General features: G+C 72.9%; 20 protein-coding genes, 1 rRNA gene and 1 pseudogene. 15 read left to right on the top strand and 7 right to left on the bottom strand.

What is annotated here, in order from left to right; translation table 11 throughout:
- The first annotated feature begins 8 nt into the window (after window positions 1-8).
- Both rrf and DQE82_RS21900 read left to right on the top strand, forming a co-directional pair.
- A 5S ribosomal RNA gene (gene rrf / locus DQE82_RS21905) occupies window positions 9-125 on the top strand.
- A gap of 297 nt (window positions 126-422) precedes the next feature.
- Window positions 423-1,049: an NADPH-dependent F420 reductase gene (locus DQE82_RS21900; RefSeq protein WP_069089577.1), complete on the top strand. Its 627-nt coding sequence runs from the start codon at window positions 423-425 to the stop codon at window positions 1,047-1,049.
- 57 nt (window positions 1,050-1,106) lie between these two features.
- On the opposite strand, the gene DQE82_RS21895 is transcribed toward DQE82_RS21900, so the two are convergent.
- Window positions 1,107-2,924: a VanW family protein gene (locus tag DQE82_RS21895; RefSeq protein WP_199496075.1), complete on the bottom strand. Its 1,818-nt coding sequence runs from the start codon at window positions 2,922-2,924 to the stop codon at window positions 1,107-1,109.
- A 185-nt stretch (window positions 2,925-3,109) separates the two neighbouring features.
- On the opposite strand from DQE82_RS21895, the gene nudC reads away from it, so the two are divergent.
- Window positions 3,110-4,009: an NAD(+) diphosphatase gene (gene nudC / locus DQE82_RS21890; RefSeq protein ID WP_113973621.1), complete on the top strand. Its 900-nt coding sequence runs from the start codon at window positions 3,110-3,112 to the stop codon at window positions 4,007-4,009.
- Here the strand turns inward: nudC and DQE82_RS21885 are convergent.
- Window positions 3,906-5,174 (bottom strand): polysaccharide biosynthesis protein, encoded by a 1,269-nt coding sequence (locus tag DQE82_RS21885; RefSeq protein ID WP_113973620.1) that lies wholly within the window; start codon window positions 5,172-5,174, stop codon window positions 3,906-3,908. The two genes, nudC and DQE82_RS21885, sit on opposite strands and share 104 nt — an antisense overlap.
- A 169-nt stretch (window positions 5,175-5,343) precedes the next feature.
- Here DQE82_RS21885 and DQE82_RS21880 point away from each other — a divergent pair, with 169 nt between their 5' ends.
- The 5 genes and pseudogenes from DQE82_RS21880 to DQE82_RS31500 form a co-directional block, all read left to right on the top strand.
- The gene (locus tag DQE82_RS21880; protein WP_116962588.1) at window positions 5,344-7,083 is read left to right on the top strand and encodes a hypothetical protein; all 1,740 of its coding nucleotides are present in this window, start codon (window positions 5,344-5,346) and stop codon (window positions 7,081-7,083) included.
- 41 nt (window positions 7,084-7,124) lie between these two features.
- A complete protein-coding gene (locus DQE82_RS30675) occupies window positions 7,125-7,286 on the top strand; it encodes a hypothetical protein (RefSeq protein WP_157539048.1) in 162 nt (53 codons plus the stop codon).
- 9 nt (window positions 7,287-7,295) lie between these two features.
- Complete coding sequence (locus DQE82_RS21875) at window positions 7,296-8,120, top strand: glycosyltransferase (protein ID WP_064446837.1); 825 nt, start codon at window positions 7,296-7,298, stop codon at window positions 8,118-8,120.
- Entirely contained in the window at window positions 8,117-9,565 is a 1,449-nt protein-coding gene (locus DQE82_RS21870) for a glycosyltransferase family 4 protein (RefSeq protein ID WP_199496065.1), read from the top strand. Before DQE82_RS21875 ends, DQE82_RS21870 begins: the two co-directional genes overlap by 4 nt.
- Window positions 9,559-11,619 (top strand): annotated as a pseudogene (locus DQE82_RS31500) (DUF3367 domain-containing protein); the annotation flags it as partial. The gene DQE82_RS21870 and the pseudogene DQE82_RS31500, both read left to right, overlap by 7 nt.
- Window positions 11,620-13,656: 2,037 nt before the next feature.
- On the opposite strand, the gene DQE82_RS31495 reads toward DQE82_RS31500, so the two are convergent.
- Window positions 13,657-15,123, bottom strand: coding sequence for an acyltransferase family protein (locus DQE82_RS31495; RefSeq protein ID WP_370446806.1), 1,467 nt, complete (start codon window positions 15,121-15,123; stop codon window positions 13,657-13,659).
- A 135-nt stretch (window positions 15,124-15,258) separates the two neighbouring features.
- On the opposite strand from DQE82_RS31495, the gene DQE82_RS21855 reads away from it, so the two are divergent.
- The gene (locus DQE82_RS21855; protein ID WP_113973616.1) at window positions 15,259-16,302 is read left to right on the top strand and encodes a DUF3068 domain-containing protein; all 1,044 of its coding nucleotides are present in this window, start codon (window positions 15,259-15,261) and stop codon (window positions 16,300-16,302) included.
- An 85-nt stretch (window positions 16,303-16,387) separates the two neighbouring features.
- Here DQE82_RS21855 and DQE82_RS21850 read toward each other — a convergent pair whose 3' ends face one another.
- Complete coding sequence (locus DQE82_RS21850) at window positions 16,388-17,122, bottom strand: class I SAM-dependent methyltransferase (protein WP_051611329.1); 735 nt, start codon at window positions 17,120-17,122, stop codon at window positions 16,388-16,390.
- A 416-nt stretch (window positions 17,123-17,538) separates the two neighbouring features.
- Here DQE82_RS21850 and DQE82_RS21845 point away from each other — a divergent pair, with 416 nt between their 5' ends.
- Window positions 17,539-18,162, top strand: a complete 624-nt coding sequence (locus DQE82_RS21845; RefSeq protein WP_113973615.1) for a DUF6230 family protein — start codon at window positions 17,539-17,541, stop codon at window positions 18,160-18,162.
- 77 nt (window positions 18,163-18,239) lie between these two features.
- The gene (locus tag DQE82_RS21840; protein ID WP_113973641.1) at window positions 18,240-19,835 is read left to right on the top strand and encodes a DUF6114 domain-containing protein; all 1,596 of its coding nucleotides are present in this window, start codon (window positions 18,240-18,242) and stop codon (window positions 19,833-19,835) included.
- A gap of 46 nt (window positions 19,836-19,881) precedes the next feature.
- Here DQE82_RS21840 and DQE82_RS21835 read toward each other — a convergent pair whose 3' ends face one another.
- Entirely contained in the window at window positions 19,882-21,552 is a 1,671-nt protein-coding gene (locus DQE82_RS21835) for a DUF885 domain-containing protein (RefSeq protein WP_113973614.1), read from the bottom strand.
- A 72-nt stretch (window positions 21,553-21,624) separates the two neighbouring features.
- Here DQE82_RS21835 and DQE82_RS21830 point away from each other — a divergent pair, with 72 nt between their 5' ends.
- Complete coding sequence (locus DQE82_RS21830) at window positions 21,625-22,596, top strand: DMT family transporter (RefSeq protein WP_043327820.1); 972 nt, start codon at window positions 21,625-21,627, stop codon at window positions 22,594-22,596.
- Window positions 22,597-22,599: 3 nt separating this feature from the next.
- Here the strand turns inward: DQE82_RS21830 and DQE82_RS21825 are convergent, their stop codons facing one another.
- Together DQE82_RS21825 and DQE82_RS21820 are read right to left on the bottom strand one after the other, a co-directional pair.
- On the bottom strand, window positions 22,600-23,670 hold the full coding sequence (locus DQE82_RS21825; RefSeq protein ID WP_113973613.1) for a PHP domain-containing protein: 1,071 nt from the start codon (window positions 23,668-23,670) through the stop codon (window positions 22,600-22,602).
- A 48-nt stretch (window positions 23,671-23,718) separates the two neighbouring features.
- Window positions 23,719-24,462, bottom strand: coding sequence for a M23 family metallopeptidase (locus tag DQE82_RS21820; RefSeq protein ID WP_113973612.1), 744 nt, complete (start codon window positions 24,460-24,462; stop codon window positions 23,719-23,721).
- 109 nt (window positions 24,463-24,571) lie between these two features.
- Here DQE82_RS21820 and DQE82_RS21815 point away from each other — a divergent pair, with 109 nt between their 5' ends.
- From DQE82_RS21815 to DQE82_RS21810, 3 genes are all read left to right on the top strand, one after another.
- Entirely contained in the window at window positions 24,572-24,967 is a 396-nt protein-coding gene (locus DQE82_RS21815) for a hypothetical protein (RefSeq protein ID WP_176722829.1), read from the top strand.
- Between the two features lie 73 nt (window positions 24,968-25,040).
- Window positions 25,041-25,211, top strand: a complete 171-nt coding sequence (locus tag DQE82_RS30860; RefSeq protein ID WP_166457820.1) for a hypothetical protein — start codon at window positions 25,041-25,043, stop codon at window positions 25,209-25,211.
- A 121-nt stretch (window positions 25,212-25,332) separates the two neighbouring features.
- Window positions 25,333-25,857: a tRNA adenosine deaminase-associated protein gene (locus DQE82_RS21810; protein ID WP_064446833.1), complete on the top strand. Its 525-nt coding sequence runs from the start codon at window positions 25,333-25,335 to the stop codon at window positions 25,855-25,857.
- Window positions 25,858-26,010 lie beyond the last annotated feature (153 nt).

Below are 26,010 nucleotides of genomic sequence, written 5' to 3'. Positions count from 1 at the left end.
CATAGAGTTACGGCGGTCATGGCGGAGGGGAAACGCCCGGTCACATTCCGAACCCGGAAGCTAAGCCCTCCAGCGCCGATGGTACTGCACTCGGGAGGGTGTGGGAGAGTAGGACACCGCCGGACAAACATTCGATTTCAGGGCCACCCCACACCGGGGTGGCCCTGAAACGCGTCCACCCCGAAAACCGGCCCTCATGCCGGCGCGTGAACGGTGGACCACCCACCACTTCCCCGAACCGCCGAACCGGCCACCACACCGCCTGGATTCGGGCCGGCCGACGGGAATCACCACGTCGGCCGCGTCAGTCTCGTACCGTCGAGCCGGGACCTCTGACACCGGCCACGCCGGTGGGCCGAAACGTGACATGGCGTACGTCGGGACCGTGATCGGGGCCGACCGCACGGGGTACAGGAGTGGACATGGAGATTGGAATCATCGGGTCGGGGCACATCGGGGGCACCCTCACCCGTCGTCTGCGTTCACTCGGCCACGACGTCGCGGTGGCCAACTCCCGCGGGCCGCAGAGCCTCGCCGACCTGGCCGCCGAGACCGGCGCCCGGGCGGTGTCGGTGGAGGAGGCCGTGCAGGGCGCCGAGCTGGTGGTCATCGCGATCCCGCTGAAGGCGGTGCCGCAGCTTCCGGCGGCGCTGTTCGACGGCAAGCTGGTGGTCGACGCCAACAACTACTACCCCCAGCGGGACGGCGACATCGCCGAGCTGCTCGACCGCAGCCTCAGCTCCAGTCGCTGGACCGCTGACCACCTCAAGGGCGCCCGGGTGGTGAAGGTCTTCAACAACATCCAGGCGGCGCACCTGATGGACGAGGGCAAGCCGGCGGGTACGGCGGGCCGGATCGCGTTGCCGGTGGCCGGCGACGACGCGGACGCCAAGCGGATCGTGATGGGTCTCGTGGACGATCTGGGCTTCGACCCGGTCGACGCGGGCACCCTGGACGAGAGCTGGCGGCAGCAGCCGGACACGCCCGTCTACGGCACCGACCGGGACGCCGACGGCGTACGCGAAGGGCTGGCTGCGGCGCGGCCGTGACAAGCATGGGAAAGGCCCCGCCGGACGATCCGGCGGGGCCTTTCCGTGTGTCGTGGATCAGTCGTCGCCCGGCTTCGGGGCGCAGATGAAGCGCGGCTCGGCGTCGTAGCGCCAGCTGAACTTCTCCCGCTTGACGACCTTGCCGTCCTTCTTGATGACCCGGAAGGCGTCCTGGGCGAACCCGACGGCGCCCGCGGCGGGGATGCAGGACGGCCCCGGGGTCAGGTACACGGTCTTCGGCTGGGTGATGTTGCGGCGGGGGCCGTACTCCGTCTTGACGCTGTCGTAGATCTTGGTGCTCCAGATCGAGACGGTGATCGAGCTGGACGTGTACGAGGTGTCGATGAGCACGCCGTGGGGCGTGTTGTTGCGGAACTTGAAGTCGAGCTGCGGCCAGTAGATGGTCGACTCGATCACGGCCGGGTAGCGGCTGAAGTAGAACGAGTGCGGCTTGTGCTCCACGTCCTCCAGCCCGGCGTAGTAGGTGGCGTTGAACAGCGTGGTGGTGAACTGGGAGACGCCGCCACCGACGCCCGGCACCAGCTTGCCGTTCACGATCGTGGGCGCGTCCTTGTATCCCTGGTCGTAGCCGCGTTCACCGGTGTGCCCGTTGAGCGAGAACGTCTCACCCGGCTTCACGAGCGTGCCGTCCACGTCCTTCGCCGCGCGGACGATGTTCTGGCTGCGCGGGGAGGAGAGGCCGCCGGTGAAGTGGGTGGTGAAGGTCGACACCCGCTCCTTGATGCCCAGCTTCGCCAGCTCCGCCTCGGTCAGCTCGGGCGCGGCCGGCTTGAGCTCGGCGGACACCGTACGGCCCTCGGACTTGGGCAGCACCGCGAGCAGGGCCGGGCCGAGCGCGGCGGCGTCGACCTGGCGGCCGGCCTTGCTGGGCACCACCTTCGGCTTGCCGCCGCTGATGGTCAGCCCGGCGTCCTGCGGCTCGACCTCCAGCTTCGTCAGCCGGTCGCCGAGCGCGGCGCGGAGCCGCTTGACGTCGACCTTCGGGGTGAGCGTGCCGGCGTCGTCGGCGGAGAAGCGCAGTGCCCGGGCGATGGCGGCGGGCGGGATGGTGACCGAACCGCCGTCGGTGGTGAGCGTCACCGGCGCGGCGACGGCGGGCCGGGCCAGCTCGGCGACGAGGCGGTCGACCTCCTCACGGGTGGTGGCGGGCCACTTCTCGACGAGCGGCACGGTGACCGGCTCGGCGGTCAGCCAGCCGGCCTTCACCACAGCGGTGGCGCCGTCGGTGTCGACGGTGAGCGCCGGCTTCGGGTAGACCGGCTTCGGGGTGGTGCCGGTCCAGATGATCGCCGGCATCGTCATCTCGCGCCCCTGCGAGCCCATCACCTTCCGCAGGGCGGCCTCCAGCTTGGGCCGGTCGACGGTGACCACCGGCTCGACCGTACGGGAGCCGACGAGCCGGCTCACCGCGTGCGCGTCGGCCTTCGCGGCGGCCGCCACAGTGGCGTCCACGTCGATGGCGAGCCCCACGTCGGACGGCTTGAGCTCGGCCTTCTTCTCACCGACGGTGACCGCCAGCGGGGCGTTCAACGCCTCGGCCCGGCGCTCCAGCTCGGCGCGGAGCGCCGCCGCCGCCTCCGCGCGGCTGCGCCCGCCCAACTCGGTGCCGAGCACCGTGGTGCCGCGGGGCACGTCACCGGCGTACGCGTAGGCGCCCAGGCCGACGCCGCCGGCGAGCACGGCCGCGACGATCCCCCCGGCCAGCAGCAGCCGGGCCCGTCGCGACCGCCCCGGCCGGCCCGTATCGCCTCCGGGCGGTGTGGCGACCGGCTCCATCTCGACGCCGGGCCAGCTCACCGCCGCCACCTTGATGGTGGGCCGGTCGTCGGCAGCCGGCACCTTCTCGCCGTACATCGTCACTGCAACCTCGATCGGAAGTACACGCGGGGACCGCTTCCCCCGCGGGAGACACCTACGGTAACCAACGCCCGGGCGCGCCGGGAGTCTCCGGCCCGGCGTCGTGTCGGGGGTTCGGCGGTGTCGGCCCGATCACCCGATTCGGGGCCGCGCCCGGGCGCGGATCGTGGCACGGTGAGCGGGTGCTGGCGTACGGCGGTGGGTGGCTCGACCGGGCGGCGGCGCTGCGCGGTGACGCGGAGTGGCTGGCCGGGCGGCTGGCCGATCCGGTGAGCGTGGTGTTGCCGCTGTGGCGGGACCGCTGCCTGGTCGACGCGGCCGGTCCGGTCCGGCTCACCGGCGAGCACGCGTCCCGCGTCCGGTCGGCCGCCGGGGAGACCGTCTTTCTGGGGCTCGACGACGACGTCGCGGTGTTCGCGGCCGATCTCTCCGCGCTCGGCGAGCGGGCCGCCGTCGAGTTGGCCGCCGCGACGCGCGCTGTCGACGTCCGGACGCTCGTGGGCCGGCTCGACCCGGCCGCGGCGGCGGTGCAGGCGTACGCCCGGGGGTTGCTGCTGTGGCACCGGCAGCAGCGGTACTGCGGCGCGTGCGGCGCCCGGGCCGTGGCCGGTGGCGGCGGGCACATGCGGACCTGTAGCGGTGGGGAGTGCGGGCGGCTGTGGTTCCCCCGGATCGAGCCGGCCGTGATCGTGCTGGTCGAGGCGCCCGGCCGGACCGGGCGGTGCCTGCTGGCCCGGCACGCGGGCGCGGCCGAGGGCAGCTATTCGACGCTGGCCGGCTTTGTCGAGGTCGGCGAGAGCCTGGAGGACGCGGTCCGCCGGGAGCTGGCCGAGGAGGCGGGCGTCACCGTCACCGACGTGGTCTACCAGGGGTCGCAGGCGTGGCCGTTTCCCGCCGGGCTGATGGCGGGTTTCCGGGCTGTCGCCGTGTCCGAGGAGGTCCGGGTCGACGGGGTGGAGTTGCTGGCGGCGCGCTGGTTCAGCCGGGCGGAGCTGCGGGCGCGGGTCGCGGCAGGGCGGCCGCTGGGCCGGGTGGACTCGATCGATCACCGGCTGCTGGGCGACTGGCTCGCGGAGGGTTGAACACCATCACCAGCGCGGTTCCCGCGGCGGTGGCGAGCGCGCACCACATGATGCCCTGGAACGTGCGGGGCGCGACGGTGGTGGTGAGCACGGCCAGGACGGCCGCGGCGACCCAGAGCGGCGCGGACGGCCAGCGCGCGCCCGCCGCGATCTTCGCGTTGACGGCCGCGAAGATCAGTGCGTAGAGCGCGCCGGTGGCGGCGAAGAACGGGGCGTACCTCCCCAGGGACGTGTAGTCCTCGCCGCCCACCAGCCGGAACGCGAACCCGCCGGCCAGGGCCGAGGCGGCGACGAGCACGACGCCGCAGCCGGCGACGATGGCGAGCACGACGGTACGGACCCGGTTGTCTCCCACGGCGAGCCGGGGCAGCGCCAGCACCACGATCACCTGGGGGGCCCAGAGCGCGCCCTTGGTGAGCACGGTTCCGACCGCGTACGCCCCGGAGTCGGCGGGCGAGAGCAGCTGGCGGGCGAAGATCAGGTCGGCGTACGACACCGCGAGCATCGCCAGCGCGGCGGTGCCGGCGCTCGCCACCTGCCGGATCCGCATGGTGGCGGCGACGTCGTTCCCGGCGGGCCGGTCGGGGCGGGCGATCCAGGCCAGCGCCGGCAGCACGAGCCAGGCGGTGAGCATGCCGGCGAGCAGGGTGACCACGACGTCGGCGCCGAGGACCAGCGCGACGATCATGCCGCCGTACCGCCCGAGCGCCACCACCCCCATCGCCAAGGCGAGACGGACGAAGCGTTGCTCACCCTGCAGTTCGCCGAGCCACCGGGCGGCCAGGACGACAGCGACAGTGGTGCCGGCGACCAGCGCCACGACGGTCGACGACAGCCGCAGACCGGTGATCATCAGCGGCGCGGCCACGACGACGGCGCCGCCGGCGACCGCCGTGGTGACGAGGCTGACCCGGTGCGTCGGCGCGCCGGGGTGGCGGGCCCGGTGCACAGCGACCGCCATCTGCAGCCCCACGCCGGCGACGCCGGCGATCGCGACGAGGGCCAGCGTCGTGGCGAGGACGCTCAGCTCCTCGACCGGCAGGTACCGGGCGCCGAGCATGGGCAGCAGGTAGGCGAGCCCGTTCGTCGCCATCGCGGCGACCGCGACGGCCGCGCCGGCGGTTCCCAGGCGGCTCGCGCCGGGCCCTGCCGTGGTCTCTGTCATCGCGCCTCATGTCGGTGTCGCCGGTGGAACGGGTTCGCCTCGAACCTCGCGTCGTCGTCGCGGCTCGCTCGTCGACGTCGTGAGGCAAGCTACCGTCCGTACTCGCCCTGTGCCTAGAGTGCTGTCCGGAGCCCCGGGTGCGACGTCGGGCCCGCTTCCGTCCAGGTTCATGGGGGTCCGTGTGCGTCGAGCGTCACCGAGCTTCGGTCCGGCGCTGTCGCGGGCCGCCGTCGCGCTGCGCCGCTGGTGGCCGGAGACGGCGCTCGGTGTCGGCGTGGTCGTCGCGATCCTCGGCCCGGTGCTGCGCCGTGGCTTCGTCCTCCGGTACGACCTGGTGTTCGTGCCGGACCCGCCGTTCGGCGCGGTGGTCTGGGGCAGCGGCTCCGAACTGCCGCGTGCAGTACCGAGCGAGCTGCTCGCGGTCGGGCTGTCGCAGGTCGTCCCGGCCGACGTGGCCCAGAAGGTGCTCCTGGCCGGCTGTCTCGTCCTGGCCGCGGTGGGCGCGGCGCGGCTGGCGCCCGTCGGTCATCCGCTGGCGCGGGTCGCCGCCGGGCTCGCGTACGTCTGGAACCCCTGGGTGTACGGGCGGCTGCACCTCGGGCAGTGGGCGGTGGTGGCGGGGTTCGCGGCGTTGCCCTGGGCGTTCGCCTGGGTGCTGGGGGTGCTCCGGCCGCCGCCCGAGGGCACCGGCCCGGGGCGGCGTTCCGCAGTGGCCGGAGGGGCCGCGGTGGTGCTGGGCGGCCCGGCGATGGTGCTGGCGGCGGTGTTCGCCTGTGCGCCGGCGCTGGCTCTGGCGCGCCGGTGGCGGGCGTTTGTGGCGGGGGCGGCGACGTTGGCCGGCCTGACCGCTCCGTGGTGGCTCGCGCTGGTGAGCCGGGGCGGCGCCGTCGACGTCGACGAGCGGGGGGTGGCCGCGTTCGCGGTCCGCGCGGACACGCCACTCGGCGTGCTCGGCAGCGTCGCGACTCTGGGCGGCGTGTGGAGCCGGAACGCCGTGCCGGTCGGCCGGGACCAGTGGGCGGTCGCCCTGATCGCGCTGGCGCTGGCCGGCGCGGCGCTGTGGGGGTACGTGCTTACTCGCCGCCGCTGGCCGTCGGCGGCCTGGTGGGGTTTGCTCGCCGGCGCGGTGCTGGGCACTGTGGTCGCGGTGGCGCCGGCGTGGTCGCTGGGCGCGCAGTGGATGGTCGCGCTGGTCGAGCACGTTCCGCTGGCCGGCGCGGTCCGGGACGGCACCCGGCTGCTCGCTCCGCTGGCACTGGTGCAGGCGGTGGGTCTCGGGATGCTCGTGGAGTCGCTCGTGACGACCGGCGCCCGGGCGCTGGCCCCGCTGCTGGTGGTCGCTCCGGTGCTGCTCATGCCCGGTCTGGCGTGGGGTCTCGGTGGTCAGTTCGACACGGTGCGGTACCCGGCGGAGTGGGCGGCGGTGCGCGCCGAGGTGAACCGGGATCCGGCCGGGGGCAGCCTGGTGTCGCTGCCCTGGTCCTCGTTCCGGGCCTATCCGTGGGCGGGGAACGTGCCGGTGCTCGATCCGGCCTCGCGGGCGTTCCGCCGGCCGGTGGTCGGGGACCAGGACGTGCTGGTCGGCCGGGACCGGATCCGTGGGGAGAGCCGGGAGGCGGACCGGGTGGCGGCGGCGTTGGCGGCGCCGGGTGATCCGGGACCGGCTCTGCGTCGGCTCGGGGTGCGGTATGTGCTCGTGCAGACGGACCAACCGGACGCCGCGCAGGTGGAGGGCCGGTTCGTGAGCGCCGAGCTGGTCCGGCGGGACGGGGTATTGACGCTGTTGCGTCTGCCGGATTCCGATTTCTCCGGCTCGTCCGGTCGCATCGGCATAATGCCGGTCCTGGGGTATTCGGTACTGGGGGCCACCCTGATGATCGCCCTTTCGCATCGGGTCAAGCGGCAGTGACGCATGTTACTCTTCGGTACCTTTTTCCGAAGGGATCATCGATGAAGGCATCCTTCAATCCCCTCCTCACCGCGGTAGTCGCCGCGGCGGTGGGTGCCGTGCTGGGAATCCTGGCCGTCTCGATCGGGGCGTCCACCCTCGGCAACAGCAACAGCAAGCCAGCGAGCGTGGAGCAGCCCATCATCGTGTACGGCGAGCGCTGACGGTGCGGCATGGAGGTCCCCCCTCCTGACGTCTCGTCAGAACTGGTCGTACTCGACGTCGTGGTGCCCGCGTACAACGAGGCGCTCCGGCTGCCCGACACCCTGGTCCTGCTCCGGGCGGCGCTGGCCGAACTCGGTGTGCCCTGCCGGGTCACCGTGGTGGACAACGCCAGCGACGACGGGACGAGTGCCGTGGTGGTGAACGCGCCGCCCGGCCCGGTTCCGGTCCGCCTGCTCTGGTGCGGCGAACCGGGCAAGGGCTTCGCGGTGCGTCGGGGTGTGCTGGCCAGCGACGCCCGTTACGTAGGCTTCTGTGACGCCGATCTGGCCACCGCGCCGGCCGCTCTCGCCCAGGTGCTCAATCTCCTGTACGACGGTGCGGACGCGGTGGTCGGGTCGCGGGCCCACCCCGAGTCGGTCGTCGAGGAGCGGCACAGCGTGCTGCGACGCTGGGGCGCGGTGGCGTTCCGGGGCGCGGTGCGGCAGGTGGTGCGCGGCGTCAGCGAGACGCAGTGCGGGTTCAAGTTCTTCCGCAACGACGTCGCCCGGCGGGTCTTCGCGCCCCTGCGGTGCGGTGGATTCGCGTTCGACGTCGAGGTGCTGGGCCGCGCCGAGCGGGCGGGCGCCCGCCTGGTGGAGATTCCGGTCAGCTGGGTGGACGTACCCGGCTCCCGCTTCTCACCGGTCCGGCACGGCTGGCAGAGCTTCGTGGACGTCGCGAAGATCAACTGGTGGCTCCGTGGCGCCGACGTCGCCCCGGTGATGCCACTCGTCACGCTTCCGGTCACGCCGGACGTCACCGGCGGCACGGCCGCCGTTGGAATGCGGCCGTGAGTGTCGGAACACCCTCTACCGACGCGGCACCCACCACCGACGCCACCGTGGTGGGCCGCCGGGTCGTGGTGCTCAACTGGAAGGACCCCTGGCATCCTGACGCCGGGGGCGCCGAGGTGTACGCCTGGCAGGTCGCCCGCGACCTGGTGACCGCCGGCGCGGAGGTCACCTTCGTCACCGCGCGCCCGAACGGGCAGCCCGGCGACGAGGTCCGCGAGGGCATCCGGATCGTCCGTACCGGCGGCCGGTGGACCATCTACCCCCGGGTGCTGGGCTGGCTGGCGCGCCACCGCCGGCAGTTCGACGCGGTGGTGGACTGCCAGAACGGCATCCCGTTCTTCAGTCCGGCGGTCCTGCCGGCGGCCGTGCCGGTGATCTGCGTGATCCACCACGTGCACGACCGGCAGTTCCGGTTGTACTTCGGCCCGGTCGTGGGTCGCTTCGGCGCCTGGCTGGAGGGACCGGTCGCCCGGCGCGTCTACCGCCGCGCGGTGACGCTCGCGGTCTCCCCCTCGACGGCGGTGGCGATCCGGGAGCGGCTGCGCTGGACCGGCCCGGTGGTCGTGGCGCCCAACGGCGCCGACGCGTCCCGGCCGGCCGCCGCGGGCGTGACCCGCGCCGACCGGCCACGTGTCGTCTGCGTCGGCCGGGTGACCCGGCACAAGCGGGTGGACCTGGTGGTCGACGCCGTGGCCCGGCTCCGGGCGCAACGGCCCGACCTGCGTCTGGACATCGTCGGCGGTGGGCCGGACGCGGCGAGCGTCCGCCGGCTGGTCGACGAGCGCGGGCTGAACGACATGGTCACCGTGCACGGCCACCTGCCCGCCGCCGAGCGGGACGCCCTGCTGGCCGCCGCCTGGTTGCACGTCTCCGCCTCGTGGGGTGAGGGCTGGGGTCTCGTGGTGGTGGAGGCGGCCGCCGCCGGGCTGCCCACTGTCGCCTTCGACGTGGACGGGCTGCGCGACGCGGTCCGGCCGGGCCGTACCGGATGGTTGGTCGACGAGGGTGAGGATCCGGCGCAGAACCTGGCCGCCGGCCTCGACCGCGCGCTGGACTCCCTGGCGACGCCCGGAGAGCCGGAACGGATGGCCGCGGAGTGCCGGCGGTGGAGCGACTCGTTCCGCTGGACCGACACCGGCCGGCGGGTACGTGCGGTCCTCGGGGATCTGCTGACGCCGCGCCCGCTGCCCTGGGCCGCCGGGAACACGTCGGTGGTGGTCCGGACCGACCAGCCGGAACGCCTTCTGGCCCGGGTGGCGCCGCTCCTGCCGCGTACCCGGCACGTCGCGATCGACGGGCAGAACCTGCTGCTCCTGGTGCCGGCCGCCGAGCCGGCCGCCGTCCGGCAGGCGCTGCTGCGGGCCGGGGTCGCAGCCGACGACATCGACGAGCGGAACGCCGGAGCGGACGAACTGCTCACCGGCGTTCCGGTACGGCAGTGCTGACCGCCTGGTCGACCGCTCGCCGTACCCCCGGAATTCCGAGCGCCACGGTGTCCCTGGCGGTGTGGCGCCTGCGCGAGCTGCTGGTCTGTCTCGCGCTGATCGGTCTCTGCGTCACCCAGGAGCCCGGGCTCATCGTGCCCGAGACGAAGCTGGACATGGCCCTGGACCCGGGCGGTTTCCTCGCCCGCGCGGCTCACCTGTGGACCGGGGACTGGCAGTTCGGCACGCTCCAGAACCAGGCCGTCGGCTACTTCTTCCCGATGGGCCCGTTCTTCCTGCTCGGTGAGGCGGTGGGCCTGCCGGCCTGGCTGGTCCAGCGGCTCTGGATGGCGACCCTGCTCTGCGTCGCCCTCACCGGCGTGGTGCGCCTGGCGCGCGCCCTCGACCTCGGCGGTCCGGGATCGCGTCTGGTGGCCGGCGCGATCTTCGCGCTGTCCCCCCGGGCGCTGTCCCTGGTCGGCACGGTCTCGCTGGAACTGCTGCCGTACTGCGTCGCCCCCTGGGTCCTGCTGCCACTGGTCAAGGGGGCCGCGGGCGGTTCGTTGCGGCGGGCCGCGGCGCTCAGCGGGCTCGCTGTGCTCTGCATGGGCGGCGCGAACGGCGCGGCCGTCGCGTGCGCCGTGCTGCCCGCGTTCCTCTACGTGGTGACCCGTGCGCCCGGCCGGCGGCGGATCCGCCTGCTGGCGTGGTGGACGGTGGCGATGGTGGCGGCCACCTTCTGGTGGCTGGTGCCGCTGCTGTTGCTGCAGCGCTACGGGTTCCCGTTCCTCCCGTACACCGAGAGCGCGGCGGTCACGACCAGCGTGACGTCGCTCCCGTCGGCGGTACGCGGCAGCACCCACTGGGTGGGTTACCTGGCCGTCGACGGCGTGCCGTGGTGGCGCGCGGGATGGGCGCTGGTCACCACCCCGTGGATGATCGTGCTCACCGCCCTGATCGCCTGCGTCGGCCTGGCCGGGCTCGCCCGTCGGGACCTGCCGGAGCGGCGGTTCCTGCTCGTCGGCGCCCTGGTCGGCCTGCTGGCCCTGACCGCGGGGAACCTGTCGACCGGGGGCGCCGCGTTCGCGTCGCCGATGCGTGAACTGCTCGACGGTCCGCTCGCCGCCCTCCGCAACCTGCACAAGTTCGACGTCGTGATCCGCCTGCCGCTGGCGCTGGCCGCCGCGCACATGCTGGACACGGTCGGCCGGATCGCGCTCATCCGCCGCTTCACGCGCCCCACGAACATGGCGCCCCGGCGGGTGGCGCTGGGCGCGACCGCCGCCGCGCTCGTGGCGGTGACCAGCGGCGCCGGGATGGCGGGACTCGCTCCGGGCGGCGGCTTCCACGCGCTGCCCGAGCACTGGCGGCAGGCGACCGGGTGGCTCGACCGGCACGCCGGGCCGGGCACCACCCTGCTGGTTCCCGGCTCCAACTTCGCCGAGTACAACTGGGGACGTCCGCTGGACGAGCCGGTGCAGCCGCTGCTGGACTCGCCGTGGGCGGTGCGGGCGCTGGTGCCGGGCGGATCGGCTGGTAACTCGCGGCTGCTCTCCGCCATCGACGAGCGGCTCGCCTCGGGCACCGCCTCGCCCGGACTGGCCGACGTGCTCAGCCGGCTCGGCGTGCGCTACCTGCTCGTCCGCAACGACCTCCGCCAGCCGGTCGGCGGCATCGCCTGGCCGGTCCTCGTGCACCGCACGCTGGACAGCGCACCGGGCCTGTTCCGGGTCGCCGCGTTCGGCCCGGCGTCCGGGGTGAAGCCCGACCTGAACGGGGCGTGGGACTACGGCCTGCACGAGCCGTACCCGGCGGTGGAGATCTACGAGGTGGACCGGCCGACGCCCCGGGCCACGCTGACCGACGCCGCGCTGCCGCTCAACCTGGTCGGCGCGCCGGAGACGTTGCTGGACCTCAGCGACGCCGGTGTGCTGGGCAACCGGCCGGTGATCCTCGACGGCGATCCCCCGCTGGTCAGCGACGGCGGCACCGTGCTCGCCGACAGCCTCCGGGACCGGGAGGTCGACTTCGGTCTGGTCCGGGGCAACACCTCGCGGACCCTGACCGAGCAGGACCCGACCCAGTTGGAGCGCCTGGAGCACGACATCCTCGACCCGGCGTGGCGGTCGTCGATCACCTCCTCGGCGTACGCCGGGGTGGCCGACGTCCGGGCGTCGTCCAGCGCGGCGGACGTCACCGGTCCGGCCGGGCTGCGCGACCCGTCGGCCACACCCTTCGCCGCGGTCGACGGCGACATCGGCACCGCGTGGTTGTCCGACGGCGCGCGCAAACCGGTGGGCCAGTGGGTCGAGCTGCGCTTCGCCGACCCGATCGAGGCCGACTCGGTGGAGGTGCAGGTGATGGGCGACGAGGTGATCGGCGCGCCGGTCACCTCGGTACGGGTCAGCACCGAGGGCGGTTCCCAGGTGCACCCGGTGACCGGCGCGGGCCGGTCGACGGCGCGGTTGCCGCTGCCCGCCGGCCGGAGCAGTTGGCTGCGGGTGACAGTCGAGAGTGTCGCGGACGCCGACGTTCCGGGCCGCCGGGCGGGTATCCGGGAGCTGAGTGTCGCCGGGGTGACGCCCGAGCGCTACCTGCGACTGCCGGAGGTGCCCGCCGACGCCGTCGCGCCCGAGGTGGTCGCGCTGGCCCGCAAGGCCACCGATCGATCCGCCTGCGCGGTCGCCGGTGGCCACTACCTGTGCGCTCCCGACCTGATCCGGCAGGGCGAGGAGACCGGGCTGGTGCCCCGGCGCTTCGACCTGCCCGCCGCGATCCCCACCCAGCTCACCGGCCTGGCCCGGGCCACGCCCGCCACCGCGCTCGCGACGTACGACGAGATGACGGGCGGCGAGACGTTCACGACGTCGAGTTCGTGGTTCGCCGACCCGGTCGCCTCGTCGAGGTCGCTGGGGGACGGGGACGACGGCACGGCCTGGTGGGCGGATCCGAGCGATCCGCAACCGACAGTGAAGATGCGCTGGGCCACCGCGCGCAAGGTGAGCTGGGTGCGGCTGCGGTTCGCGGAGAGCCTCGTCGCGGCGCCGCCCAGGACGGTCCGGATCACCGGTGACGACGGCATCCGGGAGGTGGCTGTCGACCTGGACGGTGTCGCCCGCTTCCCGGCTCTGCGTACCCGTGGGCTCACCGTTGCAGTGACCTCTACCGTGCCGAGGGTCAGCCGGTCGACGGCGCTGTTCGAGCCGCAGTCGCTGCCGGTCGGTCTCAGCGGCGTGGACGTGCAGGGCGTGCCCGAACTGAACCAGCCGCGCGGCCTCGACCGTGAGGTGACGCTCCCGTGCGGCGCGGGGCCCACCATCGTGGTCAACGGGGTGAAGGTGCCCACGACGGCCACCGGGACGCTGCGCGACCTGCGCGACCTGCGGCCCCTGCGCTACCGCGCCTGCGCTCCCGCCACGTCGTCGGGCCGGGCCGCGAAGGCGGGCGCGGAGCAGGTCACGCTGCGGGCGGGCGGCAACGAGGTCTCCGCCCCGGCGGACCGGTTCGTCGTGGACAGCGTGATCTTCAGCGGTACGCCGGCCGAACGGCCCGTCGTCGCCGCGTCGCCGCGCCGGGCGTTGAGCGTGGTCGACTGGGACGACCAGCGCCGGTCGATCGAGATCGGTGCGGGTGGCGGCAGCTACCTGATGGTTCCGGAGAACGCCAACGCCGGCTGGCGGGCGACGCTCGACGGGCAGGAGCTGATCGCGGCCCGCCTGGACGGGTGGAAGCAGGGATGGTTCGTGCCGGCCGGTCCCGCCGGCCGCGTCGAGCTGGTCTTCACGCCCGGCGAGCACTACCGGATCGTCCTGTTCGTCGCCGGGGGCCTGTTGGTGCTGCTGGTGGTCGGGGCGCTGATTCCCGCGCGCCGCCATCGACCCGCGTACCCGGTGGTGCCGACGATGATGCCGACCGCGCCGCTGCTCGCGGTGGCGGTGCCGGCGCTGCTCGGGGGCCTGGTCGGGCTCGGCTGCGCCGCCGCGGTGGTGGCGCTGCACCGGCGCCGCACGCCCGGCCCGGCATGGATCTGGGTGCCGGCCGCGCTGGGGCTCACCGTCTACGGGACCGAGCGTCTGTGGCTGCCCCGGGTCGGCGCGGAACGGGTGGCGGAGCTACTGGTCCTGTTGCCGACCGGGCTGCTCCTCGTGGCGGTCGCCGCTCTCGTGTTGCGGTTCCGTCGGGTCCGCGGCCGGTACGAGGCGAGTTCCGAGGCCGGCCGGGCCGGCGCCCTGAAGCGCTGGCGCCGGCGTCGCGGCCCGGAGCGGGAGGTCGGGCTCGACGGCCACGGGCCGGCGGCGGCCACCGAGCCGCCGCAGCCGTCGCGCGGGCCGCTCGATGAGGTAGTAGCTGGCCGTCGCGACCGGGACGGTGAGGGCCAGGGTGACGGCAAGGAGAACCCAGAACGAGCTGTTCATCCGGGTGAATCCGAGCAGGCGGAAGCAGACCTCGAGCGCGAGGAGGTGCCAGAGGAAGATGCCGTAGGAGATCCGGCCGAGGAACATGACCGCCCGGTGGCTGAGGAGAGCGCGGGGCACCCCGCCGGACCCCGGCCCGACGAGGGGGGCGATCAGGCACCAGGCGACGAGCAGGAACAGCAGGTGCTCGGTGACCGACTCGACCGGCTTGGCGGGTTCGACCCCGCGCGGGCCGGCGATGGGCGTGCTCGCGATCCAGAGCAGCGCGCCGGCGATGAGCCAGGACGTTCCCGGGGCGAAGGTGAACACGCGCAGGCCGCGCGGGGTGGCGGACCACAGGTCCTCTTCGCCCCGCCCAGACCCGTCACCGGTCAGGCCGGTGAGGAACGGGGTCGAGGTCGTGCCGACGGGCCACGAGGCGAGCACGGCCAGCATGATGCCGATGCCGAACCAGTCGAGAAAGGCGGGCAGCCAGAGCACCGCGAGTCCCGGTAGAGGCGAGTCGGGACCGTGTGCGTACGCATTCCAGATGAGGCCGGCAAGGACGAGTACGGCACCGAACGCCAGTTGGCGCCGGGCTCGCCCGAGCGGGGTACGACCGCCCATTCGGCGGCCGAGCACCGCTATCAGTGGCAGCGCAAGGTAGAAAGTCGCCTCCGTAGCCAGGCTCCAGGTCTGCTCCATGCCGACCGGGAGTCGCAATGGCTCGTAAATCTGTGCCAGAAGAAAGGGGATCGCCCAGTCCCAGACGGACTTCAGATAGTCGATGTTGAGCCAAGTCAGTGCGACGATCGCCATTGCCCAGTACCCGGGCAGAATGCGCAGCGCGCGGTGCCAGAGGTATCGCCGAACGGATGGTCCTGACTGTCCGTTAATGGCAGCGAGCGCGAATGGCCGATAGAGGAGGAAACCGGACAACGCAAAGAAGATCGCCACCCCGACATCCAGCCTGGCCAGCACAGCTGCGAGGTGGGCGAAGGAGTTGGTCAGTCCGCTGAGAAAGGAGACATGGTGGACGACCACGCCGATCACCGCCACCGCCCGCAGCCCTTCCAATGCGGGCAACCAACCGTCCGAACGGCCGGTATTAGTTGCGGACAGGATCGCCTGTCCGTTGCTCGAGTCCGGTCTGACGGGTCGGCTCACAGTTCCCTCGACATCCATTTGATCTCGCAGCCCGGTGGCTGCTGCACCCCCGGAGTCAGTACGTCGCGAGAGGTCGCATCGGACCATATCCGAAATCGGCCTCGTCATGTACTGTCAGCCGACTAGTCGAGTCTTTACAAGGGGAGGAGTTTCATGCGACCCACGTCGGGTGCCATCTTGGTGGCGGCAGGCGCGTTCCTGATCGTCGGGGCCGTGGCGACGCCGCTGGCCGTCGCGCCCGCTCTGGTCAAGGTGCCCCTTGACCAGAGTTCGGTAACGGTTTCAGAGGCGAAGAACGCGACCGTTCTTGATTTCAGCACGCTGGCCGAGCGCAGCGGCGTCAACCTGACCGCCCACCGCGCGGTGCGCGGCGACGTCGAGGCCGGCAACGCCGACCGGACGGTCTTCAACGTCGGTGTCCGGGTGATCGACGACGCGGGCAAGGAGATCACGGTCAGCACGGACCGGGTCGCCCTCGACCGGCGTACGGCGGAGGCGGTCGCCTGCTGTGCCGAGGCGGTCAACGGCGCGCCCTTCAAGCACGAGGGGCTCACCTACACCTTCCCGTTCGGTACGGAGAAGAAGACGTACCAGTACTTCGACAACACCGCTCGGAAGGCGTACCCCGCCGAGTACGTGGGCACCGAGAAGCTGCAGGGGCTGACCGTCTACAAGTTCGAGATGACGGCCGAACCGATCAAGATCAGCGAGATCGACGTGCCGGGCAACCTGGTCGGATCGGCCCAGCCCACGGTGACGGCCGGCCGCTTCTACGCCAACACCCGCACCCTCTGGGTGGAGCCGGACAGCGGCGTCATCGTCAAGGGGCAGGAGAAGCAGCTCCAGACCCTGCGTGACGAGACCGGCGCGGACAAGATCAAGATCATCGACGCCACGCTCGTCTTCACCGAGGACACCCAGGAGCAGCAGGCCAAGGCGGCCAAGGACGCGCGTGGGCAGATCAACCTGCTGACCACCGTGCTGCCGATCGTCCTCGGCGTCGTGGGTCTGCTCCTGCTCCTGCTCGGCCTGTTCATCATCGTCCGCGCGGCTCGCCGCCGGCCCGACGCGACGCCGGTGGACGCCGGCGACGGACCGGTGGACGACGTGCCGTCGCAGCGTTCGGCGGAGCCGGTCGACGACGACCCGACCGTGCCCGCCGGCGGACGCCACGCCGCGGACCGCGCGGAGTCCTGAGCGCCAACCCTCGCACCACCACGCGAGCAGGCCGGCCGACCCACCCGGGTCGGCCGGCCTGCTCGTGTGCGCGGCAGGTGGCAGGTCAGAGGCGTCGCACCGCGTACCGGGTGCAGATCCAGTCCTCGGTGTACGGCAGGTCGGGCCGCTGCCCGACGATCTCCCCGCCGTTGGCGGCCACCAGCCGGGTCATGTCGGCGTCCGGCACCGCTGTCATCTTCATCGGCGCGGGGTAGTTGAGCAGCCGGCGCTGCGCCCAGCTGATCAGGCGGAACGGCGCGAGCTTCCAGATGACGCCCTTGGCCGTACGGGCCGGCTCGGTCGGCAGGCCCACGACGGCGACCCCGCCGGGGCGCAGGACGCGCAGGAACTCGGCGAGGTAGCTGTCGATCGCCGGGCGCGGCAGGTGCTGCAACACGAGCGCGCTGTAGACCAGGTCGAAGTGCCCGTCGGGGAACTGGCTCAGGTCCGGCGCGTCGTTGAGGACGAAGCGGATGTTCCCGGCGCTGCGGTCCAGGCGCCGGGCGGTCTCCAGCATCGACGGAGCGATGTCGACGGCGACGACCTCGCCGGCGTGCGGCGCGAGCGCCTGCGACAGCCGACCGGCCCCGCATCCGAAGTCCAGCGCGCGGTCCCATCGCGTGGGCAGGCCGAGCCGGCCCAGCCATCCGGTCGTCTCCTCGACGTCGGCGCGGCCGGTGGCCAGGAACTCCTCGACGTCCCACTGCCCGCCGCGCTTACCGGGCTGGACGAGGACGGCCCACAGCGGATCTTCGGCGCCCAGCTTGGTCCAGTCGCGCCGTACGTCGTCGAGATTCACGCCGAAACCCTAGGACATCCGGGGGTGCGGCTGGATCGACCCGGTCATCTGCCGGCTCGGATGTTCGGCCGACGACACTGCCCCGAACGGCCCATCGCGCTCGACGCACTGTACATTTGTTACTTGATTGTAATCCCTCGATGTGTCGTCACTGTGGGTTGATCGGGCGCTCGATGACGGTGTCTTTGCGCACTTTGACGCCCTTTTCCTGCTCCGGAGCGTCAACGCGTGGTGATGGCGAGCAAGCTTCGTGGCGCGCTCGTGTTACCGCCGGGTACACGAGGGGGTTGTGAGCTGCGCCGCATCGGGTGCACGATCAGGCTCGATCGTTACCCGTCGGTAACAGAGGGCGGGGCCCGGCGCGGGCCACCGGTACGACAACCGGCCGCCGCGCACATTCGCTCGAGGAGGAACCCGTGCAGAATCGGCTCGACAACCAGGGTCGTACCCGGTGGAAGCGGTTCGCCGCCATGATCGTGCCCACCACGGCCGCCGCCGGTGCCATCCTGTTCGGCATGTCGACCGGCGCCATCGCCTCCGACATCACCGTGTCCGGGCAGACCTTCAAGATCGGCGCGGAGCGCCTGGAGGGCGAGGGCTTCAAGCAGTACGGCGGCATCGTCCGCGAAAAGGGTGAGGACGGCAAGGCCGGCGCGACGCGCCCGGTTGCGATGGCCGAGATCAGCAGCGCCGACCTGTACAACCTCTGCCAGTCCGTCCGCGCCGACCTGCCCGGCCTGCCGGTGGTGCTCACCATCAACGCCGGCGAGGGCAAGGACCCGGCCCGCGCCAAGGACCTGGTGATCGCGATGGACTCGCTCGAAGGCAACGCGACGTTCACCAACATCCAGATCGGCCGCGACGCCAGCGACCTGAACCCGACGGCCCAGCGCGGCTCGTTCGGCCAGAACTCCGACCGGGTCACCATCCGCGACCTGAAGCAGGTGTCCCGCTACACCACGTCCTCGACGTTCAACCTGGTCGGGCTGCGGCTCAAGGTCAACGTGGGTGACGACGCCAAGGGCAAGGAGTGCTTCTGAGCTGAGCACGGCCCGCGGTGGCCGACCACCGCGGGCCCGCCCCACCGTCCCCGCCCCCGCTCCGCCAGGAGGAGTACGTGACAACCGTCGAACCGTCCCACGCCCGGCTCGGCACCGCGGCCCGGACGTGGCGGACCTTCCGCCGCTGGCAGCGGAGCCGGCCGTTCTGGGGTGGCCTGTTCATCATCCTGGCCGGGGTGGAGATGCTCGCCTCCACCCGGCTGACCCTCAACGGCCTGAGCTTCAGCAGCGGCGCCACCGGCCTGCTCTCGCTGCTGATCCCGGCCATCCTCGGGACCTGCGGCGTGCTGCTCTGGCTCAGTCCGGCGCAGCGGCTGTTCTACTCGATCGTCGCGGCGGTCACGACCGTCTACTCGCTGATCGGGCTCAACCTCGGCGGCTTCTTCCTCGGCCTGCTGCTGGGCATCGTGGGCAGCGCGCTCGCCTTCGCCTGGGTGCCGGTCCGGCCGTCGGAGCCCGCCGCCGAAGAGCGCGACACCGAGGCGGACGACGAGCGCGACACCAGGGTGGACCAGCGGCACGCCGACCTGCTCGACGTCGACGGCCCGGTCGGCGTCGAGCAGGTCGGCGCCGACCAGTCGTTCACCGGCCGGCCGGCCGCCCCGGAACCCGCTGACGAGCAGCCGGCCGGGGAACTGCCGACCGTCGAGGTGCCGGCCGGCGTACGACCGGCCGTCGAGCAGCCGACTGCCGAGCGGCCGGGCGGGGAGCGGCCGGTCCCTCGGCAGTCGGTGAACGGGCAGGCGGCCGGATCCGACGGCGGCCCGCCCGAGTGGGCGGGCCGTTCGGCGGACCCGCGTGCCTTCGGCATCGTTCTGCTGGTGCTCGGCCTGGCCACCGCCGGCCTGGCCGTGCAGCCGCGCGCGGTACAGGCCGCACCGAGCAGGCCCGCCGCCAGCGCCTGCCCGACGAAGCCCGCCACGCCGTCGAAGGCGCCCTCCGCGACGCCCACCCCGACGCCGAGCGCGAGCCCGACGCGGGAGGGCAACATCATCACCGATTTCTTCGAGGGGATCGGTGACCTGTTCAAGGGCGGCAGCAAGAAGAGCGAGACGCCCTCGCCCACACCGACCGCGAGCGGATCGGCGGCCCCGACGAGCAAGCCGACCACCCGTCCCGGCTCGACCGACTGCCCGACACCGGGCAAGCCGGGCAAGGAGGAACCGGCGAAGCCCGGCAAGGTGGAGCCCGGCAAGCCGCTGCCGCGTATCGCCGCCGACCCGGGCCTGCCGAAGGTGGCCAAGCAGCCGTCGAAGCTCACCGGCTCCAAGGTGACCATGACCGGGCTGCGGTTCGAGGGGATCACCGACCTGCGGACCGAGCAGGGCGCGCTCAAGGTGCTGAAGTTCAGCATGAAGGAAGCCGTGACCGACGACTTCCTGCTGGTCGCCGACGGCCCCAGCGGTCGCACCCAGCGGTACGCGACCGACCGTCTCACCGTCCGCGACGACGTCGCGTTCTACTGCACCCGGTTCGTCGGCAAGCTCGCCGGCATCAAGCTGACGCTGACGCCGGACCTGCCGTTCCCGGACGGCCTGCCGGTCACGCTGCCCATCCCGGTGACGTTCACCGACCCGGTCATCGACCTGGCGTACGTCACCAGCAACACGCTCACCGGCCGGCCGACGCTGAAGGTGACGCTCGGCGCCTGACCGGACGGGTGCCGGCGGTACGCGCCGCCGGCACCCGGAAGCCGGCTCAGAGCCGGGCCAGCGCCTTGCGCAGCGGGTCCAGCCCCAGCGAGCCCAGGTCGAGCGCCTGGCGGTGGAACTCCTTGAGGTCGAAGTCGGCGCCCTTGCGGGCCTTCGCGTCCTCCCGGGCCTGCAACCAGATCCGCTCGCCCACCTTGTACGACGGGGCCTGCCCGGGCCAGCCCAGGTAGCGGTTCAGCTCGAAACGCAGGTTCTCGTCCGGCACCCGGCAGTGCGCCCGCATGAACTCCCAGCCCAGCTCCGGCGTCCACCGCTCGCCCGGGTGGAAGCCGAACGGGTTGTCCTTCGGGATCTCCAGCTCCAGGTGCATGCCGATGTCGACGATGACCCGGGCCGCGCGCAGCGCCTGCCCGTCGAGCATGCCGAGCCGGTCACCGGGGTCGCCGAGGTAGCCCAGCTCGTCCATCAGCCGCTCGGAGTAGAGCGCCCAGCCCTCGCCGTGCCCGGAGACCCAGCACAACAGCCGCTGCCAGCGGTTGAGCAGGTCGGCCCGGACGGCGGTCTGCGCGACCTGCAGGTGGTGACCCGGCACGCCCTCGTGGTAGACGGTGGTCACCTCCCGCCAGGTGGAGAAGTCGGTGATGCCCTGCGGCACCGCCCACCACATCCGTCCCGGCCGGGAGAAGTCCTCGCTCGGGCCGGTGTAGTAGATGGCGCCGTCGCTCGTCGGCGCGAGGCAGCACTCGATCCGGCGTACCTGCTCGGGGATGTCGAAGTGGGTGCCGTTCAGGTCGCTGACCGCCTGGTCGGCGAGCGCCTGCATCCAGTCCCGGAACGCCTCCTTGCCGCGTACCGTCCGCGCCGGGTCGGCGTCGAGCGCGCGTACCGCGTCGTCGATCGAGGCGCCGGGCCCGGCGATGCGCGCGGACACCGTCCGCATGTCGGCCTCCAGCCGGGCCAGCTCCGCGAAACCCCAGGCGTACGTCTCGTCCAGGTCGACCTTCGCGCCGAGGAAGTACTGCGAGGCCAGTTCGTAGCGCTCCCGCCCGGCGGCCTGCTTCTCCCGCCCGGCCGGCGCCAGCTCGTTGCGCAGGAACTGCCCGAACTCGGCGGTGGCGGCGGTGGCGGCGGCCGCGCCCTTGCGCAGCTCCGCGCCGAGCGCGCCGTCGGCGTCGAGCCGCTCGACCATGCCGTGGAAGAAGTTGTCGCCCTCCGAGTCGACCCAGACGTCGCACTGCTTGGCCACCTCGACGAGCTGCACCTGCGAGCTGACCCGTCCCGCGGCGGCGGCCTCGCGCAGCGTGCGCTTGTAGCCGTCGAGCGCCGACGCGAAGCGGTTGAGCCGGGCCGCCACGTTGGCCTTAGCCTCCTCGCCGTCGGTCGGCATGAGGTCGAAGACCATCCGGATCTCGTGCAGCCCGCTGGAGATGACGTTGACCTCGCTGCCGGTCTCGCCGGCCTCGTACCGGGCCAGCTCCAGGCCGAGGCGCTCCTGCATGGCCTCCTTGGCGGTCCGCTCGGCCTCGGTCTCCGGCTCGGTCACGTCGAGTTCGCCGAGCGTGCGCCGGGCCAGGTCGGCGCGGGCCGCGTAGCCGTCGGGCGACAGGTCGTCGAGCTGGTCGTCGTAGCCGGCGATGCCGACGTAGGTGGCCCCGGTCGGGCTCAGCGGAGCCCACTCGGCCACGTACCGGTTGGCGAGGTCATCGATTCGTCCCACGAGGGGACCCTACGTGACCCCGCAGCCGAATTCCGCACGACATCGTCGTACCCGTGGGGCAGAGTGTCAGGGGTGACAGTCGATTTCACTCCTGACCGCGCGCCGCTGCGGAGCTGGCTGCCGGGGTTCGTCGCGCTTGCCGCCATCTGGGGTTCGAGTTTTCTGTTCATCAAGGTCGGCGTGGCCGAGCTGCACCCCGTGCACCTCACTCTCTACCGGGTGGCCACCGGCGCGGTCACGCTGCTGGTGGTGCTCGCCGTGCTGCGCGACCGGCTGCCCCGCGACCTTCGCGTATGGGGGCACATGCTCGTGGTGGCCGCGTTCGGCGTCGCGGTGCCGTTCACGCTGTTCGGCTACGGCGAGCAGCGGGTCGAGTCGATGCTCGCCGGCATCTGGAACGCCACCACGCCGCTGATCGTGCTGCCGCTGGCGGTGCTGGTGTTCCGCACCGAGCGGCTGACCGTGCGGCGGGCGGTCGGGCTGGGGCTGGGCTTCGTCGGGGTGCTCGTGGTGCTCGGCGTCTGGGAGGGCGTCGGTGGCGCCCACTTCGTCGGCCAGCTCATGTGCTTCGGCGCGGCTGCCTGCTACGGGCTCGCCATTCCGTACCAGAAGAAGTTCGTCGCGGGCAGCGCGTACTCCGGGCTGTCGCTGTCGGCGGCGCAGCTGCTGGTGGCGACCGCGCAGCTCGCGCTGGTCGCGCCGTTCGTCGGGACGCCGCCGTCCCCGGCCGGGCTCTCGCCGCGCGTGATCGCGAGCGTGCTGGCGCTCGGCGCGCTCGGCACCGGGCTCGCCTTTGTCATCAACATGCGCAACATCCGGCTGGCCGGGGCGAGCACGGCGTCCACAGTGACGTACCTGGTTCCGGTGTTCGCGGTGCTCGTCGGCGCGGTCGTGCTGGGTGAGCGGATGACCTGGCACCAGCCGGTGGGTGCGCTCGTGGTGCTGGCCGGCGTGGCGGTCGCGCAGGGCCTGTTCGGGCGGCGCCGCACGCGCCCGGACGTGGTGGTGCCGGCCCGCACTGTCGAACCGGCCGCCCAGGGCTGACCCTCAGCTACGGCCGGCCGTCCACTTCACCAGGCGGTCGGCCGTCCAGGTGTTCACCACCCGGTTCGCCGGCACCCCGCACAGCGCGGCCCGCTCGCAGCCGAACCGCTGCCAGTCGAGCTGGCCGGGGGCGTGCGCGTCGGTGTCGATGGCGAACCGGCACCCGGCCTCCAGCGCGAGCCGGATCAGCCGCTTCGGCGGGTCCTGCCGTTCCGGCCGGGAGTTGATCTCGACGGCCACGTCGTGCTCGGCGCACGCCGCGAAGACGGCGTCCGCGTCGAACTCGCTCTCCTTGCGGGTACGCGCGCGGTGCCCCTTGTCGCCCGGCCCGGTCACGCCTGCGGGCCGGGAGGAGACCATCCGGCCGGTGCAGTGCCCGAGGATGTCCAGGTGCGGGTTGGCGATCGCGGTCAGCATCCGGCGGGTCATCTTCGCCCGGTCGTCGTTCAGCCCGCTGTGCACCGAGCCGACCACCACGTCCAGGCGGGCCAGCAGGTCCTCGTCCTGGTCCAGCGAGCCGTCGGCGAGGATGTCCACCTCGATGCCGGTGAGCAGGCGAAAGCCCTTCGGCAGCGCCTCGTTGACGGCGGCGACGTGGTCGAGCTGCTTGCGCAGCCGCTCCGCGGTCAGGCCCCGGGCCACCTTCAGCCGGGGCGAGTGGTCGGTGAGCACCAGGTACTCGTGGCCCAGCTCGACCGCCGCGAGCGCCATCTCCTCGATCGGCGAGCCGCCGTCGGACCAGTCCGAGTGGGTGTGGCAGTCGCCGCGCAGCGCGTCCCGCAGCTTCGCCGCCGCCTCGTCCAGGTCGGTGCCCTCGGTCGCCAGCAGCCGGCGCAGGTAGACCGGCTCCTCCCCGGCCAGCGACTCGGCCACGCAGCGGGCGGTGACGTCACCGACGCCGGACAGCTCGGTCAGCTTGCCGGCGCGGGCCCGCTCGGCCACCTCGGCGGCGGGCAGCGCGCCGAGCGTCTTCGCGGCCGACCGGAACGTCCGGACCCGGTAGGTGGCCTCGTTGGCCCGTTCCAGCAGGAACGCGATCCGGCGCAGGTCGGCGATGGGATCCCGGGCACTCATGCCCTGGAACCTACGCGCATCCGCCGCCCGCCGCGCGACCCCGCACCGTCAGCCGCCAGTGGTGGACCGGCCCGGCGACGCCGGGCAGCCGTGCTTGCGCTGCCAGGCGGTGACCTCGGCGACCGGCGAGCGGTTGCCGTCCTTGCGCCACGAGTTCAGGTAGGGCGCCGGCCAGACCACGCCCCGGCGGATCCACCAGTCGTCCTTTCCCGTGCACTTCGGGGAGAGTCCGAAGTGCAGGTGACAGACGTTGTTGGCGTTGCCGGTACGGCCCACCTTGCCGAGCTGCTGCCCGGCCCGGACCCGTACGCCCGGGTCGATGCCGGCCGCGACCGCGCTCAGGTGCGAGCCGTAGTAGCGCACCCCGTCGTCACCGAGCAGCGAGACGGAGAGCCCGCCGTTGTTCGGGCCCTGCGGCCCGCGCTTGTCGAACCGGTCGACCCGGCTCACCTCCAGCACCACGCCGTCGGTGACCGCCACCACCGGCTCGCCGCAGTCGGCGAACACGTCGGTGCCCGGGTAGCCGCCGTGCGTCGGGTGGTAGTCGACGTTGCCGGCGCGGACGGGGAAGACCCGCTTCACGTCCGTGCGGGCCGGCGACGGCGGGGAGGCGGTCGGCGGTGCCGGGCTCGCCGAGTCGGCAGGCTGCGCGCCCGTCGCGATCGGGCTCGGTTCCTGCCACCTGTCGGCGCGCCCGGTGGAGGCGCCACACCCCCCGGCGGCGAGCGCCGCGACGAGCAGCAGGACCGGGTACGCCGGCCGCGTCCGGCGTCCGATCGATGGCGAGCGCATCCGGTCATCCTGACAGACCACTACCGTAGGGACGAACGCCGCGACCGCGTCACACCCGCCGGTCACGGTGCGTGACGCCGACGTGGATCGTTCGGGGAAGGGGGCGGCGGTGACGTACGGGTGGCAGGGCGGACCCGAGGGGACCGGTCCGGGGGCGTTCCCGCCTCCGCCGCGTACCCCCTCGGGACTCTTCCCGTCCAACGCGCCGATCCGGCCCAGCTACCGCGAGCCGTACCCGATCACCGGCTCCGGGGTCGCGGTCGGCGCGCTCGTCGCGTTCGCCTGGTTGCTGCTGTTCGGGCTGCTCGGCCGCAACATCGCGGGTTACGCCTGGTGGACTCTGCTGGCCGGCGCCCTGGCCTGGGCGGCGGCAGCGGTGCTGGTCCGCCACGGTGACCGGGGGGTCGCCACCGGAGTCGCGATCGTCACCGCCGGTGGTTGGAGCATCGCCGCCGCGCTGGTCGCGATGCGGTGGGCGCAGACCGGCGACTGGCCGCTCTGGTGACCATGGGTGCCGGTTTCGCTGCGTAGCGAAGGCCACCTTGACGTTCGCGCGGTGACGGTCCACCCTCGGCGGTATGGCCTGGACCACACCGCCGCGGCTCGACCCCGAGCGGAGCCGCCGTCGCCTGCAACTCCTTGCCGAGTTGGCCGGTGCCCGCGCGGTGCAGCAGCGCCAGCGACCACAGCGCGCGCGTACCGAGCGGCTGCGCCAACTCATCGCCACCCGTCGGCGCGTCGTCGGCTGACCGGCTTTCTCTTCAGAACGGCCGGCCCTTACGGGGCGTTGACCGGTCGCCCGCCGACCCGACCGGTTAACGTGCATCGCGTGACCTGTCGGCGTGCTGCCGAGGCCAATTTGGGGGGACCGTGTCGTACTTCGCTGCTGCCGTGGCGCGCGTCGACGGCGGCTGGACCGCGGGCGAGGTGAGCCTGCGGGGCGTCACCGACATCGAGGAGGTGGCGGACCGGCTGCGCGACGTCGAGCCGGACGCCGACCTGTCGCTGCTGTTCGTCGAGGCCGACGACACGTACCTGGTCGTCCTGCGCCTGGACGAGGGGGAGGACCTGCGGGTCTTCGGCTCCGACTCGGCGTACGCGGAGGAGTCCCGCCTGGGCGCGCTGCTGGTCGGCGACCTGAAGACGTCGGTCACCGGGCTGGAGGAGGTCGACGAGCCGCGCGCCTCCAGCGGCGACGACGACAACGAGCAGCCCGCTGTGGACCCGGAAGCCGACCCGGTCGGTGACGCCGACCTGCTGGCCGACCTGGGCATCCCGGCGCAGAAGCTACTCGCGCTCTGCGCACACGAGGGTTCCATGCCGGCCGACGTCACCGCCGAGATCAGCCAGGTGCTCGGCTGCGTGGACGAGGTCGAGGAGCTGCGTGAGGTCTGAGCCCGGGGAGTCCCGGACGCCCGGCGCCGCCGAACCCGCCGACGCGACCGATCCGGCGCTGGAGACCGTACGCCCGGGGCAGCCCACCCCCGGCCGGACCGCGCGCGTCGGTCCCGGCGCGGACGAGGCGCTCGCCGAACCGGGCGCGGTCGG

It is taken from the genome of Micromonospora sp. LHW51205 (genome assembly GCF_003315815.1).
GTDB lineage: Bacteria > Actinomycetota > Actinomycetes > Mycobacteriales > Micromonosporaceae > Micromonospora > Micromonospora chalcea.
Note: the sequence above shows the minus strand (reverse complement) of the source record. Positions and strands in the feature narration are given on the sequence as shown.

Coding starts and splice junctions, on each gene's coding strand:
- DQE82_RS21900 (WP_069089577.1), top strand. CDS start 423: ATGGAGATTGGAATCATCGGGTCGGGGCACATCGGGGGCACCCTCACC.
- DQE82_RS21895 (WP_199496075.1), bottom strand. CDS start 2,924: ATGTACGGCGAGAAGGTGCCGGCTGCCGACGACCGGCCCACCATCAAG.
- DQE82_RS21885 (WP_113973620.1), bottom strand. CDS start 5,174: ATGACAGAGACCACGGCAGGGCCCGGCGCGAGCCGCCTGGGAACCGCC.
- DQE82_RS21880 (WP_116962588.1), top strand. CDS start 5,344: ATGGGGGTCCGTGTGCGTCGAGCGTCACCGAGCTTCGGTCCGGCGCTG.
- DQE82_RS30675 (WP_157539048.1), top strand. CDS start 7,125: ATGAAGGCATCCTTCAATCCCCTCCTCACCGCGGTAGTCGCCGCGGCG.
- DQE82_RS21875 (WP_064446837.1), top strand. CDS start 7,296: ATGGAGGTCCCCCCTCCTGACGTCTCGTCAGAACTGGTCGTACTCGAC.
- DQE82_RS31495 (WP_370446806.1), bottom strand. CDS start 15,123: ATGGATGTCGAGGGAACTGTGAGCCGACCCGTCAGACCGGACTCGAGC.
- DQE82_RS21855 (WP_113973616.1), top strand. CDS start 15,259: ATGCGACCCACGTCGGGTGCCATCTTGGTGGCGGCAGGCGCGTTCCTG.
- DQE82_RS21825 (WP_113973613.1), bottom strand. CDS start 23,670: ATGAGTGCCCGGGATCCCATCGCCGACCTGCGCCGGATCGCGTTCCTG.
- DQE82_RS21820 (WP_113973612.1), bottom strand. CDS start 24,462: ATGCGCTCGCCATCGATCGGACGCCGGACGCGGCCGGCGTACCCGGTC.
- DQE82_RS30860 (WP_166457820.1), top strand. CDS start 25,041: ATGGCCTGGACCACACCGCCGCGGCTCGACCCCGAGCGGAGCCGCCGT.